This is a genomic window from Cyanobacteria bacterium FACHB-DQ100 (assembly GCA_014695195.1).
Classification (GTDB): domain Bacteria; phylum Cyanobacteriota; class Cyanobacteriia; order Leptolyngbyales; family Leptolyngbyaceae; genus Leptolyngbya.
On the sequence record JACJNW010000041.1, the window covers coordinates 124,705 to 140,862 of the forward strand.

The following is a 16,158-nucleotide window of genomic DNA, read 5'->3' on the forward strand; positions in this document are numbered from 1 at the left end:
TGCTGTCTCGAAACCTAAAGAAATCACGATGTCTTTACCTCCCGGAAATTTTGGATTGCCCGTCATCGGTGAAACGCTGTCGTTCCTCTTTGATCCGCAGTTTGTTGAGAAACGCTACCGCAAGTATGGCGTGGTATTCAAATCGCATATTCTTGGTAAGCCTGCTGTATTTATGATGGGAGCGGAAGCGGTCGAGTTTCTGCTTTCAACGGGATTTGAAAACTTCTCTTGGCGGGATGGCTATCCGGAGACGTTTCATAAATTGCTGGGTCGATCGCTGTTTGCCCAAGAGGGTGAAGAACATCGGAGAAATCGTCGGTTGATCATGCCTGCGTTTCATGGTGCAGCCCTAGCGCGGTATTTTGAAACAATGGATAAACTGATCTGTAAATACTTAGTCAAATGGGAGCAAAAACAAGAATTCAAATGGTTTGAGGAATTCAAGCAGTTAACGTTTGAGATTGCAAGTCAAATCTTCTTAGGCATTGATTCGAGCGATGAAGCAAAACGCTTTAGTGATCTGTTTGCCACACTCACTGATGGCTTTTTCTCCTTTCCAAGCTTGCCAGGAAGCCGATTCCACAAATCAGTGAAAGCGCGTGATCAAATTTTGGTGCATTTGGATCAGGTGATCGATCGCCGCCGCCAGCACCCAACCGATGATGCTTTAAGCTTGCTGATCCAGGCAGAAGATGAGAGTGGCGATCGTCTCAGCACCGAAGAAATCCGGGTTCAGGCTTTGCTGCTTTTATTTGCTGGACATGAAACCACAACCGCAATGTTAACTTGGTTAGTTCTAGAACTTGCGCGACATCCTGAAGTGTTAGAAAAAGCACGATCGGAGCAACAACACTTCGATTCTTCGATCACTTTAGACCAACTCAGCAAAATGCCTTACCTAGATCAAGTCCTGAATGAAGTAGAGCGATTACATCCTCCGATCGCGGGTGGCTTTCGTGGTGTAATCAAACCATTTGAATTTGCAGGTTATCAAATTCCTCAAGGCTGGATGGCGCAGTATTCGATTTTGTTCACGCATCGATTACCGGAACTGTATCCGAATCCAGAGAAGTTTGATGTCGATCGCTGGAAAGATACGAAGCAAAAGCCTTTTAGTTTAATCGGTTTCGGTGGCGGTTCTCGCATCTGCATCGGCCTTGCCTTTGCCAAACTCGAAATGAAGTTGATCGCGGCTCATCTCTTGCGAAGCTACGCTTGGGATCTCTTACCCAATCAAAGCCTTAAGCCTGTGATTATTCCAACTCGCCGCCCCAAAGACGGCTTGAAGGTCAGGTTTCAATCGATTTCGCGGCTTGACTGATCTGATCGCACCTGCTCAAACGGATGCTGTAATTCGTCCCGCGCTTCCTCGACAAAAATCATCACCTGAACTGCACCATAACGATCACGAATCCCCCCTTCAATCTGTTCCGCAATCCAATCCCTTGCACCCAAAAACTCTGGATGCACCATCACCCGCATCTCAACAAACACCTGCCGCCCCACAATTCCCCGCGATCGCACCCCATAACAGTGCGTCACACCTTGCACCTGGCGCACAATCTGCCCAATCGCTTCAGGCGCAATCGCGACTTGGCGCATCATTAAGGGTAATTGCCAATTCAGCACCCGCCAGCAGCTTACTCCGGCTGTAATTACCATTGAGATCGTCAACACTGGATCAAGCCACACATACCCGCGCCAAATTCCCAACAGTCCCACTAATAGAAGAATAGTTAACCAAGCATCTTGCAGAATGTGACGGGCATTCAACTTCAAAATCGAACTATCAAACGATCGCGAAACCTTACGCTCAAACAACGCAAGCCCCACACTGGCTAAAAATACAACCGCCAACAATCCAATCACTGACAATCGCATCTGCACTGGAGGCAATGTTCTTAACGCTGAATCCGCCGCGAGTTGGTCGATCGCTACCCCAAACAAGCTTAAGCCTGCAAACCCCAACAATGCGACCAGCAATAACGCTAATCCTGCCTCTAAGCGCCCATGCCCCCAAACCTCGCGCCCCGATTGCCGGTTTGGAGTCGAAAGCGCAATCAGACCCAAAACCGTACTGAATCCAGCAATTACGGTGTGAAGCGACTCTGCAACGATCGACAGCGATCGTGTCGCCCACGCCGCTCCCACTTTCACCACCAGCATCAGCAGCGTTAGCCAAAGCGTCACCAGCAAAATCCGGCGACTAATTCTTTTCTGATTGACTTCAGCCATAAAGCGTTCCGAGGTAGGAGGATGATGGAAGCTGAAATCCTTCACCCTGAATCAAGTTATGCAGCACTCTGAAATTCGATTACTGGTTTTAGACATCGACGGGACGATCGCAGGCAAATCTAATCATATCCGTGAACCTGTCTTAGAGACGATCGCTGCCGCACAGAAACGCGGCGTACAAGTGGCGATCGCTACGGGACGGATGTATCGTTCTGCACTCCGATTTCACCAAGCAGTAGGCTCAACCTTACCCCTGATCGCTTACCAAGGCGCATGGATACAAGATCCCATGACTCAGCAGATTTTACGCCGCTGGTCAGTACCGAGAGCGCAACTGTCAGAACTCCTCGACTATTTTGAGCAGCCCAAATTGCGTGAACTTTTGTCGATTCACTTTTATATCAATGATGATTTGTACGTCCGCGCGATGACTCCTGAAACGATCGCTTACGTCGAACGCAGTGGAATCACACCGATCGTCGTGGGCGACTTGCGATCGACGCTCCAGATGGAAACGACAAAAGTGCTGGCGCTGAGTGACGATATTGCGCTAATCGACTCGCTGCTTGGCTCTTTGCAGAAACAGTACACGCCCGCTGAACTCTATCTTACGAAGTCAGTCGCGACCTTTTTCGAGGCAACCAATCCAGCGGCAAATAAAGGCGCAGCAGTGAAATACCTGGCTGAAGAGTTGCTGAATCTCAAACCTGAGAACGTCATGGCGATCGGCGATAACTTCAACGACCTCGAAATGATTCAGTATGCGGGAATCGGGATCGCGATGGGGAATGCACCAGAAGCAGTGCAGCAGATCGCTCAATGGGTTGCGCCGCCTGTAGAAGTAGATGGGGTTGCGATCGCACTCGAAAAATTCTTGCTTTAAAATCAGAAAGGGCACCGACGACTGGCCGTGTTTCGTCTCGGTGCCCTTAGCTGGTTCGCTCCTCACACTCCAATACTATAGGTGGGTTTCATAGGTTTGTCACCCTTTGGCTGATAAAAATTCTTTATGGCGATTTTGTGACATTGGTGTGACATTCGATCTCAACTTGTGCTGCCGAATCTTAAAGGGTTTCCGGTGCTAACACGCCCAATCCTTGCTCTAAAAGCTGTTTCAAAAGCCAATGGGTAATCATTACTAAAGCTAATCGACATTGCGCGATTTCACAGTCAACTGTGCTGTACTTTACAATTTGGCAGTGTTGGTAAAACGCTTGAAAGGCTTGGCTAAGGGCGATCGCAGCCTTCAAAACCGGTGCTTCCTCCCAGGTGTCCAGCGTTGTGACAATCTGCGCGGTGAGCGATCGCTCCTGTTGCAATAAAAGTTTTCCATCCCTCAACCAAATCGCTTCTTGACTAATCAGCACCTGTGAATCGACCAAGCGTAAAAGCGCCGCGCAGCGGGCATAGCTGTACTGACAGAAGAAAATCTCAGGATTTTTTGAAAGCGTTTGATTGGGTGCCGCATTCGACTGCCACTCAAGACCCTGAGACGAACAATGCTGTAGCACAACTTGCAGCCAAGCCGTGATCGCGATCGCTCCAAATTCAAATTCAAGTTGCCCTGCTTCAGTTGCCCTCACCGTAAGATCACGGAGAAGCTTCTTTTCAATCTCAGTTTTTGCAGAATCGAACGGCGACGATAGAAAGAAGTCAATAATTTGACCTGCAACTTGCTGAGTCGTTTGGATTGATCCTACACCCAATTGAAGCGCGATCGACGAGCGATATAGGGCGATCGCAGTTTGATTCCTAACCTGTTTCGGCACGCTCAATTGCTGAAAATGCTTGAAATTTGAGAGTTCTATCCCGAATTTCGAGTGCATAATTAGGGCGTTTTCTACTTCAACATCCGTCTTTTGGCAGATTACCTCGTATATTTTCAGAAGTAACAATGAGCGAAGCGTAGGATAAGTAATCTTTGGTAGGTTACAATTCACAGTAATTACGGTTGAAGCCCTAAAATGAGACACTTTTGACCAAAAAAGTTCAGCTCTACCAGTAGTTTATGCTTGAATCTGTAAAAATCACCGTGATTCCACTGTAAGTAGCCAATTTCTCCGTATAATCTCGTAAAGACACCGGATACAGAGAACTGACCACACCCCCTGAGCAAACCTTCCATTGGTTTGAATCTCTTCTGCAACCCCGCTGGACTCAGCGCTTGTCAAAGTCTCACTGTTCTCCAACAGCCTATTAATATATGTACTCAGTCACTCCCCAAAATTCTGACGCGGCTCGTCCGTTCCTCACTTGGCAACGAATCATTGATTGGGCGCAGGAACATTATCGCGTTCGCAACTTTAGCAAAGATGAACGGGTTCCAACTCGTCCGGGCTTGCTTTACTTGGTACAAAAGGGCGCGGTTCGCTTGGTTGGTACGGCTCAGGTGAATGCAACGAGTGGGAATGCGGCTCGCTTGGCTCGAATTAGCCCAGAGGAAGCTTTTTTAGGATTTGTGGGAACGGGTCAACCGTTTGAAATCGTAGCGCAGTCGCCCTTTACGCTCCAGGCTTATGCTCATGTAGATCAAACCTCTGTCGTCTGGATGTACTGGCATGACTTGGACAATTGGCCTCACTTCCGCCGCGAAGTCCTGGATGCGTTCCGCTATCAGCATCAGCGCAAATTGCTGTGGCTCAGTACGCTAGGACAACGCCGGACGATCGACCGACTGCTCGGCTTTTTGACCCTGTTAATCGAGGAATACGGTGAACCCACGGATGAGGGATACTGCTTACCTTTTCCTCTGACTCATGCTCAAATTGGTAGCGCGATCGGCTCGACTCGTGTGACGGTGACGCGCTTAATGGGTAAGCTGCGGCAAAAGGGAATGATTCGGACTCAGGGCGATAATCTCCTTTGTCTACCGACGGATTCGGTGATGGCTCGTTCTGAAGGAAAGCTAAACGAAAATTAGCACGATCGTGATCACAAGAAGATCCGAGAATGCAGTGATCCCCGGCTCTTCTTGCTATTTCTAAGTGTTCCCCGTCATGATTTTTGTCACGGGTGCTTCTGGAGGTGTGGGAGCCGCAGTCGTAAAATATTTGCGCGATCTCAAGGTGTTTAACACATTGTCTTGATCTCGGTTCCAGGATCATTGTCATTCATGACAGAAACCCCTAAAGTGCTAATTCTTCAGCGACGATCGCGACCAGTTTTTTCGCGGCTCCTGGTTCTCCCCGCACTCGTCTAAGTCGATCGCGCATCTGATCTAGCTTTTCGGGATGCTCAAGATAATCGATCGCCAGGTCTGCGACTTCCTGCGGCTTCAGTTTTCCAATTAGTTCTGGCACGATCATTTCTTTTGCCCAAATGTTGGGCCAAGCTAATAAGCCCAATCGCTTCAGCATCATCGAGTTGATCAGCTTTGCCATACTAGAGCCGACTCCCGGCAGATTAACAAGCAATCCTAAGAGTCCATCCCATGACCGCATCGCATCAAGCTGCTGTGTGGGTAAGATAACAATCATCGGCACAGCGAGCGATCCAAGCTCTGCGGTATTCGCGCCAACTGTTGTGATACACAATTGACACTGGGACAGCACTTCATAAACTGGAACCCGCTCCTCATTTCGAGATTGCCAAAGCTCGATCGCGACTCCATTCTGAGTTTTTAATATCAGTCGATCGCCTTGAATCAATTCGCCGGAAACGTTGCCCATGAGCGGCACGATCGGATTCTGTTCTGGATCAGCATACTTCGCTAAAGTGGGTAGATCTAACGTTGGAGCAACGGGGATCACAAATTGCGCTTGAGGACGATCGCGCTGAATTTCTTCAGCTATCGCCATCATGATCGGCACACCTTGCATCAGCTTTGAAGGCTTTGATCCCGGCAGCAGTCCGATGTATTCTTGTGAGGAAGGGCTTGTCTGTTGAGTCTGCACTTCTGCCATGAGATCCCCAACCACGCTGATTTTGTCTCTAAATTGAGCGGGGGCGCGATCGAGAATTTCCGATCGCATCACACCAAAGCGATCAATCCAGCGATGCCATCGGGCCTCCCATTCGGCATAAATCACGGTGCGATATCCCAACCGCTTGCCAATCACCACCGGGAAAAACTGATCGCCACCCAGAAAAATCACCACGCCGCGATCGTGCCAGTCCCAGTTGTCCGCTGTTTTTCCTCCTAGCAGAAACGGGAAAAAATGCTCTGCGGATTGAACGCGATCTACTTCGGGATAACTCCGGGCGATTTCCGCCTCTTGTCCACTAGCGTTCGGACAGGGAGACAGCACGATCGAAATTCGCGGCTCTGAACCGAGTTGCGCTCTGAGTTCCCGAACCGTGGGCTTTACCCAGGTTGCAAGTTCACCCGGAGCATTTGACAGAATCAGAATATCAACAGCCATAACAACAATCAGAATGGTACTTCTGATTATCGATGACGCAGTTCACACAAAAAAGAGCAATTACGACTCAAAGTAATGCGGCGTGAAGGTTCCGTGCAATCCATAGGGAATGTGATGCTTCAGATGCAGCGTTGTAACAATGCTGAGATCTTTGGCATCGACAATGACCACGTCGGTTCGATCGCGCTCTGTGTTAAACACCGTTGCAATCAACCATCCGTCATCTTCTTCGCCCTGCAATTCTGTGTAAAGTCCTGCTTCTGTTGCCTTTCCACGCGGAACAAACACAGGTTCACTCACATATCCCGTGGGCGCAAAGCTGCAAAGCTGCCGCGCTCCAGTCTCGACATCGACCTTGACGATCGCTTGATGCGGTGCATTCCCTGTTTCCGCATGAGCCGCCGCCATGTAGATATAGCGATGTGGTCGTCCAGCTTTTGCCGGATGAATAAACGGAAATTCACAGCAGCGGGGTTCGAGTAGAGTGCGATCGACCTGACCCGTTTCTAAGTTCATGCGAAAACGCCACAGTTGACCGGGTGAAAGTGCATCAAACTCAGTTTCTCGGTAATCTGCACCAGGTTCAACAGCGGGCAAACTGGTGTAACAAACTGAATCAATCACAATCTCGCCCTCCTGCTCAAATGCGTTTGCATGATGAAACACAAAGCCGGATGGAGTTTCGAGAGTTTGAGGTTTTGCTTTAATCGCCGAATCGCGTGGAATGATCAGAACCTTTGTCGGCTGATCCGGCTGAAATTGAATGCATTCTCCTGCCGATCGCGTTCCTGCTAAAAACGGCAGCGGGTTAAACTTCACTGGATTCTGGAAGAAAATACAGTAGTTCGGCGTAATGGCAAAGTCGTGAATAAAGGCAAATCCAGGCACCGGATAATCGTGCTGGCGAACAATATTGCCATCAACATCGAGTTCGTAGATTGCGATCGTAAACGATAGCCCTGCCTTGATCGAGAAATTCACCAAGCAAGGCTTGCCACCGTCAAATTTGCTCGACGGATCAATCCAGGGATGTGCCGCAAACGGTGCGCCTTTTCCTAGCTTGCCGTCGAAATACTCTAAACCCAGCGTTTCTAGAGTTTTTGGATCAAGTCGATGGGGTTCAGCCGCTTCCCACAATGCCAGCAGCTTACCGCCCCAGTAAATCACCTGCGTATTGGCGATATTTTTAATCCGGACATCAAAGGCATTCGCCAACCAACCGCCAGATTTCTGCGTCCCGAACACGCCGCGATAGAGAATTTTTCCAGCTTTCTGCTCCGCCAAATAGCCCTCAGTTCTGACAAACCGATTGCGGAAGTGAGCGCGTCCATCGTGAAAAGCGATCGCGCTAATCATGCCATCTCCATCAAACGGATGCTGAAATCTTTCGCCGTTGACCTCAAACAATCCAGGCCCATTTCTAAACAGCGTTCCGTTTAACTCGGCTGGCAGTTCGCCTTCAATTTCATCGATCCAGTAGTCATATTCTTGCGTGAGCGATCGATAGCCCCGCTGCCATTCTTTCGTGTTGTAAGCCTTGGTCGGAACCGTAGCCGCATGTTCAAAAAGCTGAAACCCTTGCATTGTTCGTTCGTACCTTTACCTTGATTTTTACTTGGCTTTTAAATGAGAAGAACCCCGAATGTTTTCACAAATTCGGAGTTCTGATCCGCGGTGATTTAGCTACTCGATCGAAGTCTCCACCGTTTCACCTGCCACCGAAACTAAGTTCGGCATAAATGCCTGTCCGATCGGTTTTGCCGGATCAGCTTCCAACGCAGGAGGATATTGAACGGTGGACGTTGTTGTATCTGCCCCAGGCAACCAGCCCAACAGCGGTAACGGCAACAACGTACTCAAGTTCGTAATTAGCACCAAAATCCAGAGGTTATCGAAATTCGTATCAGTCACGCCCAACCAGTGAGTTAACAGCGCACCGAACTCATACGACACCAGCCCCGATAAATTCACTACCGACATTAACAAAGCAAATAGCGTGGCTTCTACCCCCGGTGGGCAGAGTCTTGCTGCCAGCACCAACACAGGCATAAACGCGATCTGTCCCATCACTGTCAGAATTAGGCTGTCTCCCAAGCTAAACCAGCGATCGTCGATCCCCAACGCTCGATTGGTATGCGTTACAAGCAGCAGCATCGTCAGACCTAATACTGCTGAAATTACCGTAGACCAGCCGAAAATGGCGCGAAACGGCACAGCTTTGAGAAATCGCTGAAAAACCCAAATTCCAACCACCGAAGCGATGCTCGTCACTAATCGCACTCGCCCTAAAAACTCCGGCTCAAACCCTAATTCATTGGTTGAAAAGTAGAAAAACGAGGATTCAGCCGTGGGTGTCGCCTGCCATAAAAATAGAAACAGGGTCGGCAACCAAATCGATTTCTGCGACACTGCTTGCTTAAGCTGCTTTAACTGATCGCCTACGATCGACCAATTCGCTTTCTCGGTGACGGGCGATTCTGCGATCAACCACGCCACACAAGACACAATCAGCGGAAACGTCGCCGTAATCCAAAAAATCGTCCGCGTGTCAAAATGCTGAAGCAGCGCACCGCTAAAATACGCCGTAATCAAGCCTCCCACGGCAGACGCGCCCCAACTGAGTGACTGGAGCGATCCCGCACCGCTCACTGATTCTCCTCGCGCCCGCTCGACCACTAGCGAATCCACAATCACATCGGCGATCGCGGTCGAGAGCGATCCGAGCGAAATCGCCAAAGTTGCTGCCCAGGCAGAATGCACAACGGTTGCAAGTAAAACCCAAGCGATCGCGCCTAGTATTCCTGACAAAACGAGATAAGGACGACGACGATATCCAAAGATCGGCAAGCCGTCCGAGATAAATCCAAACAGGGGTTTAATCATCCACGGCAGCGCGACAATTCCCAACAGCGCCGATACTTCCGCCGGGTTCAGGTGTAACTCGTCTTTGAGAAAGAAACTCACTGCCAAGCGAGCCAGCCCCAGAATTCCCTGAACAAAGTAGACCAGAAGAATCGCGATTAGCTCAGCAGAAGGCTCATGACCGAAAAACAGCTTTTCAGTAATCGAGTCTTTGAGTTTGTGATAGCGAGCGTCAGAGACAATCATTATTGATGATTCTTTACAATTATCAATCGCCTTGATCATATCGCTATATTCAAAACTAGCGCGAGTTTCAGCGATTAAAGTTAAGCGAGCGCTGATTTTTGCTGAGAATTTTCGGCTTGCAGTCGCTGCATGAATAAGATTTACGGATTAAATCCTCTGGCTTACGTAATACTTTGACACTTTTCGTTACATTAGTTAATATATTTCCAGCTAATGCGTTTCAGAGTAATAACCATGCAAGATACACAAAAGATGGCGGCAACGGCTACGGAAGACCGCAATGCTTGGAGATTTGGTTTCACCCCGCAAGCCGAACTGTGGAATGGTCGGTTTGCAATGCTCGGTTTTGTCGCTGCTTTAGCTACGGAATACTTGACGGGTGGTGGAACGCTTCACTTCCTGGGTCTGATGTAATTTTTCCTCTAAATTCTGGTCAACCTTGAAAGCTAGTCTTGCGGGTATCTCTTTTGGGGGATGCCCGATTTTTTTGGCTCAAGCCACCGATCGCTTCACAAATAAATAGACGCTGCTTCTTTGATACCGAAGCTCGAAGTCTGGGTTGGCTTGAACTTGACTCAAAATCTGTTGAGCGAACTGTGAACTGCTTGCCCATCCCGGAAATGCTGGATTGAGTAGAACGTACTTAAAATCGTTTAGGTTCGTCGCGGGTTCGCTGAGCTTGAGGTAGTCGATCGCCGTTCGATGCGCGAGGTGCGGCACAAGATAACTCGTCGTCAACACAGGCTCTTTAGTCGTAATTTGCGCGATCGCAGCATAAGTTTCCGATAGGATCGAAACGCGATCAAGGTAACGCGACCCAAAATAACCGAATTTCGCCAATGCTAAAAAACCAATCAGCGACCAGACCAGGATCAGGCGCGATCGTCGTCTTTGGGTTGCAACGGTTGAGATCGCCATCACCATCAAAAACGGCAGAATGGGCAGCGCATATTGATTCACTAAATCTCGCTGATTTGCAAACTCCGAGAGTAAATTCATTGCAAACACTGGAATGGTTGCTACAAGCGGCGCAAAATGACGCAGCGAAACACCCCAGCCGATCGGTGCCAAAACTAGCACAAGATAAAGTAGGTTCTCGATCGAGAAAAGCCGTCTGACCCAAAGCCAAGGCTTTAAGCCCAGATTTTGTACAATCTCACCGATCGAAGCGCCCAAATAGCTGTAGCGCATGACAAAATCCGCTCCTGCGGGACGAAAGTGAGGAATAATCACCCCCGTTGCAATCGCAAACCAACTCACACCCAGAATGAGCGCGATCGCCCCAGATTTTTTACGCCCTTCAAACCCAATCAGCCAAACTCCCATTGCCGAGATCGACAGCGCCAAAGATGCCCGACACCCCAAAATCAGCACCATACACAGCGTAAACCAACCAATTCGATTTGATCTCGCCGCCCAAATTGCCGCAAAAAACAGTGGCAGAGCAATCACTTCAGGATGAAAATCAAACAGACTGAGATTAAAAACAAGCGGATAAAGTAAATAGGCAACGGCGATCGCATTCGATTTCTGGCGATCGAGTCCTGCCTGATGCGCCAAGTACCAAACGGGGATCGTCGCGATTGCAAACATGCCACTCTGGATTGCAAACAACCCATAAACGCTGGGAAAAATCTGATAAACGCCTGCGATCAGATACAAAATCCAAGCCGCATGATCGCCGAGAACGTGATAGGGGCGGAAAGACACGATCGGCGTTTTTCCCTGACTAATTAGATAAACTGCCTGATCGAAATAGCCTAAATCAAGCGCATTTGACTGCAACAGTAGATGTCGGATCACGCTAACAGCGAAAAACACCACAAAACTGGAGATCACAAGCGATCGCAAAAAATTTTCTGATTTCCAGAATCGGGGAATCCACTGCATAAATCCGGCATATCACAGGACGCAGATAGCCTAACCTGTTCCTTCACACTTCTCAAGATGTCCCCCTTGTGAGGCAGAATAAAGCAATTCGGATAGACAAGGGTGAGGGCATCATCCGCTTCTGATAAAATTTGGAAGGTTTTTAAGAACTTAGAGCCAATGGGATCAACGCGGGTACGAATTGCAATCGATGCAATGGGTGGAGATAACGCCCCCGACGAAATCGTCGCGGGAGCGGTGCGGGCACAGGCAGAACTCGATGTCGATGTCGTCTTGGTGGGTGATCCGCAACAGGTGGAAGCTGCTCTGAAGCATCATACGCAGTCTTCGGCAATTGAAATTGTGTCCTCGGAAGGCACGATCGCAATGGAAGAAGAGCCGCTGACGGCACTGCGTCGTAAGCCAAAAGCCTCAATCAATGTGGCAATGGATTTGGTGAAGCAAAAACAAGCGGATGCAGTGGTTTCGGCAGGGCATTCCGGTGCGGCAATGGCAGCAGCATTGCTGAGATTAGGACGCTTGAAAGGCATTGATCGCCCTGCGATCGGCGCTGTTTTGCCCACGCTAATCGCTGGCAAGCCTGTGCTAATTCTCGATGTCGGTGCCAACGTCGATTGTCGTCCCAAATTCCTAGAGCAGTTCGCCTTGATGGGCACGATCTATTCGCAATATGTCTTGGGCAATTCTGAGCCAAAAGTCGGCTTACTTAACATTGGCGAAGAACCAAATAAAGGCAACGAACTCGCGATTCAGACCCATCAATTATTAACAGATAATCCGCTGATTCCGTTTATTGGCAATGCAGAAGGGCGCGATGTGCTGTCTGGGCACTTTGATGTGATTGTTTGTGATGGCTTTGCCGGGAATGTGTTGCTGAAATTTGCTGAAGCGGTCGGTGAGGTAGCGCTACAGATTCTGCGCGAAGAGTTACCCCGTGGGCTACATGGCAAAGCGGGTGTCACCTTATTACGCCCGAACCTGAAGCGAATCAAGCAGCGGATGGATCATGCAGAGCACGGGGGCGGATTGCTGCTCGGTGTCGATGGGGTCTGCATTATCAGTCACGGCAGTTCGCAGGCTCCGACGATTTTCAATGCTGCACGATTGGCGAAAGACGCGATCGACAACAATGTTTTAGACCGAATTCGCTCAAGCTACGATCCAACGGTTGCTGCGCGTTCTGACAGCTAACCTACGCACTGGAGTTAAAGATTTTGGTGGACTACTCAGGGGTCGGAATTGCCATTACGGGATGCGGATCAGCCGCACCGGAGACTGCGATCGACAACGATCGTTTAAGTGAAATCATGGACACTTCCGACGAATGGATTGCCTCACGCACCGGGATTCGGCAGCGACGGCTCAGCGATGCGTCTGGATCGCTCGTGCAGCTTGCGACCGAGGCGGCGAGGGGCGCGATCGAGATGGCGGGCATTGAGCCGATCGATCTAGATTTGATTTTGCTCGCGACTTCAACTCCAGACGATATGTTCGGCAGTGCGTGCCAGGTTCAAGCAGCCTTGGGAGCCTCGCAAGCGGTGGCATTTGATTTAACAGCGGCTTGTTCGGGGTTTGTGTTTGGGCTGGTGACTGCGGCGCAATATATTCGCACCGGAACTTACCGTAATGTGCTGCTGATCGGGGCGGATGTTCTATCGCGCTGGGTGGATTGGAGCGATCGCCGGACTTGCGTATTATTTGGCGACGGTGCGGGCGCGGTAGTCATGCAAGCGAATACGGTCGATCGCTTACTGGGATTTGAGCTGAGAAGCGATGGCAGTCAGCATCACTGCTTAAATCTGGCGTATTCAGGAGAGCCAAAAGCGTTACTGAACGACTGTGAAATCACCCAAGGGCAGTTTCGATCGTTAACGATGAACGGGCAGGAAGTGTATCGCTTTGCGGTCAAACGAGTGCCGGAAGTGATTGAAAAAGCGCTGTTTCGGGCAAATATCACTGTGGAGGCGATCGACTGGCTGCTACTGCATCAAGCGAATCAGCGAATTTTGGATGCAGTCGCCCATCGTTTAGGAATTCCCTCGGAAAAAGTAATCAGCAATCTGGCAAAATACGGCAATACTTCAGCCGCATCAATTCCCCTCGCGCTCGATGAAGCTGTGCGGGGAGGAGCGGTAAAACTAGGGGAGACGATCGCGGTATCCGGCTTCGGCGCGGGCTTGACTTGGGGAGCCGCAGTTTTTCAATGGGGACGCTAACTCGATTCATGACAAATAATTAGGACAATGGTAAAAACGGCATGGGTGTTTCCTGGGCAGGGGTCTCAGGCGATCGGAATGGGACTCGATTTATTAGAGGTTCCCGCAGCAAAAGCGAAGTTTGCTCAGGCAGAAAAAATTCTCGGCTGGTCGGTGGTCGAGATTTGCCAAAGCACGGAAGATAAAGTGTCGCAAACGCTTTATACGCAGCCTTGTCTGTATGTGGTAGAGACGATTTTGGCGGATTTGCTGAAGGAGAAAGGTCGGTATCCTGACTACGTTGCAGGGCATAGTTTAGGCGAATATTCGGCGCTGTATGCAGCGGAAGTGTTTGATTTTGAAGCGGGACTGCGATTGATGCAGCGTCGGGCTGAGCTGATGGATAGCGCGTCGGATGGCATGATGGCAGCGCTGTTGGGGTTCGATCGCGATCAGCTTGAGGCAGTGCTGGCACAAACACCGGATGCGGTTCTGGCGAATGACAACAATTCAGGTCAGGTGGTCATTTCTGGAGTGCCTGCGGCGGTTGAAGCAGTGATGTCACAAGTGAAATCGAAAAGAGCGGTCAAATTGAATGTAAGCGGGGCGTTTCACTCGCCTCTGATGGCAGATGCGGCGGCGCAGTTCCAAACGGTGCTGGATTCAGTGAATTTCAAAGCAGCTCAAGTGCCAGTTTTGTCAAACGTTGATCCAATTCCAAGCCGGAATGCGGGTGAATTAAAAAGTCGGTTAAGTCGGCAGATGACGGGTTCGGTGCGGTGGCGCGAAATTTCGCTCAAATTTCTGGAAGAACAGGTCGATCGAGTCGTCGAAGTCGGTCCTGGAAAAGTTTTGACGGGAATTATTAAGCGCACTTGTCCCGATCTCGTGTTAGAAAATGTGAGCAGTCTTGCTGACATCCCCGTATGAGAGAAACGCCCACCCGCCCTGTGAACGCTGAAATTTCACCCGATCGCGAACCTTTGATCAGTTTGATTCTGTATCACCTGTTCAAATGGTCGATCGTGTCTCCGGTGCTGCACACCTATTTTCGCGGTCGCATCTACGGAGCGGAGAATGTGCCGAAACAGGGGCGGCTCCTAGTCGTGAGCAATCATGCCAGCGATTTCGATCCGCCGTTGTTGTCTTGTGCGATCGGTCGTCCGGTCGCTTATATGGCGAAAGAAGAACTGTTCAACGTTCCTGTTCTGAAGCAGGCGATTAAGGCATACGGGGCATATCCGGTCAAGCGAGGAACTGCCGATCGCTCAGCGATGAAAGCGGCGATGGCTTCGATCGAGTCCGGTTGGGCGACGGGTGTGTTTCTCGATGGCACTCGCACTACTGACGGTCGAATTGCTGATCCGAAATTAGGAGCCGCTTGGATTGCGGCAAAAACGAATTCGCCTTTAATTCCAGTGAGCTTGTGGGGAACGCATCAGATATTCAAGCCTGGAAGCGCGATTCCGCGCCCTGTGCCGATTACGATTCGGATCGGGGAAGTCATTGACGCGCCGCAGAGTAGCGATCGATCTGAGCTTGAGGAAATCACTCAGCGATGCGCTGCTGCAATTCATGCGTTACATGATTTAGGACGGTGACGAATTGAGCCGAGACAACTGCTACACTCGATCGGGCGAAGGATTAGAAGGATAGCGAATGCCGATCGAGACTTGGTTTCCTCTAGCGATTTATTATGAGGACTTGCCAGATGCCGCGAAACATCAACAAAGTTTGATCAAGGCGGTACTACAGCTAGAGAAAGAAGCAATCGAACCCCGGAACTATCCGGAGATGGCTTGGACAGGAGACATTCACGGCGTTAATCAGATTCATACTCATCCCGCTTTTGAATGGATTGTGAAACAAGTCGAGCAGCACGTCGCCGCTTATCTACAAGACATCGGCGTGGATTTGAGCAAAGTGGATCTGTACATCCAAAGAGCGTGGCCCATTGTCTCGCGCAGTGAACAAGAAATCGGCGCTCATTCCCACAATACGGCTCATATTAGTGCGGTTTACTATATTCAGGTGCCGACTGACGAAATGGGCGATCCAGGAAGTTTAGTCTTCTTCAATGATGCGCGAGTGAATGAAGTTTGTCCGGGACTGGGAAGCGAGAATACGGATATTGTCGATTCAGATAACTATCTGAATCAGCTTTATGCCGCTTATCCACCCGTAGAGGGACGGCTACTGATCTTTCCAGCGAAACAGCGTCATGCAGTGACAATGAATGAGACAGAGGAATTGCGGATGTCTTTGTCCTTTGACATTGTGGTGACAGCAACAGGAACCGCGGCAGGCGTATATGAGTTTCTAACGCCGCCGCCGCCGCAATGGAAGAAATTTTCTGGTTAGCAAAGGTT

The 16,158-nt window shown here is 49.8% G+C and carries 16 protein-coding genes; 10 read left to right on the plus strand and 6 right to left on the minus strand.

Annotation, left to right across the window (positions count from 1 at the left end; translation table 11 throughout):
* Positions 1 to 28 precede the first annotated feature (28 nt).
* The gene (locus tag H6F51_24320; GenBank protein ID MBD1825598.1) at positions 29 to 1,321 is read left to right on the plus strand and encodes a cytochrome P450; all 1,293 of its coding nucleotides are present in this window, start codon (positions 29 to 31) and stop codon (positions 1,319 to 1,321) included.
* Here the strand turns inward: H6F51_24320 and H6F51_24325 are convergent.
* Complete coding sequence (locus H6F51_24325) at positions 1,297 to 2,235, minus strand: cation diffusion facilitator family transporter (GenBank protein ID MBD1825599.1); 939 nt, start codon at positions 2,233 to 2,235, stop codon at positions 1,297 to 1,299. The two genes, H6F51_24320 and H6F51_24325, sit on opposite strands and share 25 nt — an antisense overlap.
* 58 nt (positions 2,236 to 2,293) lie before the next feature.
* Here H6F51_24325 and H6F51_24330 point away from each other — a divergent pair, with 58 nt between their 5' ends.
* Entirely contained in the window at positions 2,294 to 3,118 is an 825-nt protein-coding gene (locus H6F51_24330) for an HAD family phosphatase (GenBank protein MBD1825600.1), read from the plus strand.
* Between the two features lie 181 nt (positions 3,119 to 3,299).
* On the opposite strand, the gene H6F51_24335 is transcribed toward H6F51_24330, so the two are convergent.
* Complete coding sequence (locus H6F51_24335; GenBank protein MBD1825601.1) at positions 3,300 to 4,061, minus strand: hypothetical protein; 762 nt, start codon at positions 4,059 to 4,061, stop codon at positions 3,300 to 3,302.
* 377 nt (positions 4,062 to 4,438) lie between these two features.
* On the opposite strand from H6F51_24335, the gene H6F51_24340 reads away from it, so the two are divergent.
* Positions 4,439 to 5,155, plus strand: a complete 717-nt coding sequence (locus H6F51_24340; protein ID MBD1825602.1) for a Crp/Fnr family transcriptional regulator — start codon at positions 4,439 to 4,441, stop codon at positions 5,153 to 5,155.
* Positions 5,156 to 5,231: 76 nt separating this feature from the next.
* Positions 5,232 to 5,321 (plus strand): NAD(P)-dependent oxidoreductase, encoded by a 90-nt coding sequence (locus H6F51_24345; GenBank protein ID MBD1825603.1) that lies wholly within the window; start codon positions 5,232 to 5,234, stop codon positions 5,319 to 5,321.
* A gap of 39 nt (positions 5,322 to 5,360) precedes the next feature.
* Here the strand turns inward: H6F51_24345 and H6F51_24350 are convergent, their stop codons facing one another.
* From H6F51_24350 to H6F51_24360, 3 genes are all read right to left on the minus strand, one after another.
* On the minus strand, positions 5,361 to 6,596 hold the full coding sequence (locus H6F51_24350) for a lipid-A-disaccharide synthase (GenBank protein ID MBD1825604.1): 1,236 nt from the start codon (positions 6,594 to 6,596) through the stop codon (positions 5,361 to 5,363).
* A gap of 60 nt (positions 6,597 to 6,656) precedes the next feature.
* Positions 6,657 to 8,180, minus strand: coding sequence for a carotenoid oxygenase family protein (locus tag H6F51_24355; GenBank protein MBD1825605.1), 1,524 nt, complete (start codon positions 8,178 to 8,180; stop codon positions 6,657 to 6,659).
* 99 nt (positions 8,181 to 8,279) lie between these two features.
* Entirely contained in the window at positions 8,280 to 9,704 is a 1,425-nt protein-coding gene (locus H6F51_24360) for a folate/biopterin family MFS transporter (protein ID MBD1825606.1), read from the minus strand.
* A gap of 234 nt (positions 9,705 to 9,938) precedes the next feature.
* On the opposite strand from H6F51_24360, the gene H6F51_24365 reads away from it, so the two are divergent.
* Positions 9,939 to 10,118, plus strand: coding sequence for a high light inducible protein (locus tag H6F51_24365; GenBank protein ID MBD1825607.1), 180 nt, complete (start codon positions 9,939 to 9,941; stop codon positions 10,116 to 10,118).
* Positions 10,119 to 10,196: 78 nt separating this feature from the next.
* Here the strand turns inward: H6F51_24365 and H6F51_24370 are convergent, their stop codons facing one another.
* Positions 10,197 to 11,594 (minus strand): DUF2079 domain-containing protein, encoded by a 1,398-nt coding sequence (locus H6F51_24370; protein MBD1825608.1) that lies wholly within the window; start codon positions 11,592 to 11,594, stop codon positions 10,197 to 10,199.
* A 159-nt stretch (positions 11,595 to 11,753) separates the two neighbouring features.
* Between H6F51_24370 and plsX the strand changes: the two genes are divergently transcribed.
* The 5 genes from plsX to H6F51_24395 are packed head-to-tail and all read left to right on the plus strand — an operon-like array spanning position 11,754 to position 16,150.
* On the plus strand, positions 11,754 to 12,785 hold the full coding sequence (gene plsX, locus H6F51_24375) for a phosphate acyltransferase PlsX (protein MBD1825609.1): 1,032 nt from the start codon (positions 11,754 to 11,756) through the stop codon (positions 12,783 to 12,785).
* Between the two features lie 26 nt (positions 12,786 to 12,811).
* Entirely contained in the window at positions 12,812 to 13,810 is a 999-nt protein-coding gene (locus H6F51_24380; protein ID MBD1825610.1) for a beta-ketoacyl-ACP synthase 3, read from the plus strand.
* Between the two features lie 27 nt (positions 13,811 to 13,837).
* A complete protein-coding gene (gene fabD / locus H6F51_24385; protein MBD1825611.1) occupies positions 13,838 to 14,719 on the plus strand; it encodes an ACP S-malonyltransferase in 882 nt (293 codons plus the stop codon).
* Between the two features lie 32 nt (positions 14,720 to 14,751).
* Positions 14,752 to 15,390: a 1-acyl-sn-glycerol-3-phosphate acyltransferase gene (locus tag H6F51_24390; GenBank protein ID MBD1825612.1), complete on the plus strand. Its 639-nt coding sequence runs from the start codon at positions 14,752 to 14,754 to the stop codon at positions 15,388 to 15,390.
* A 58-nt stretch (positions 15,391 to 15,448) separates the two neighbouring features.
* Positions 15,449 to 16,150 carry a hypothetical protein gene (locus H6F51_24395; protein MBD1825613.1) on the plus strand — a complete coding sequence of 234 codons (702 nt, stop codon included), beginning with the start codon at positions 15,449 to 15,451 and terminating at the stop codon, positions 16,148 to 16,150.
* Positions 16,151 to 16,158: the final 8 nt, after the last annotated feature.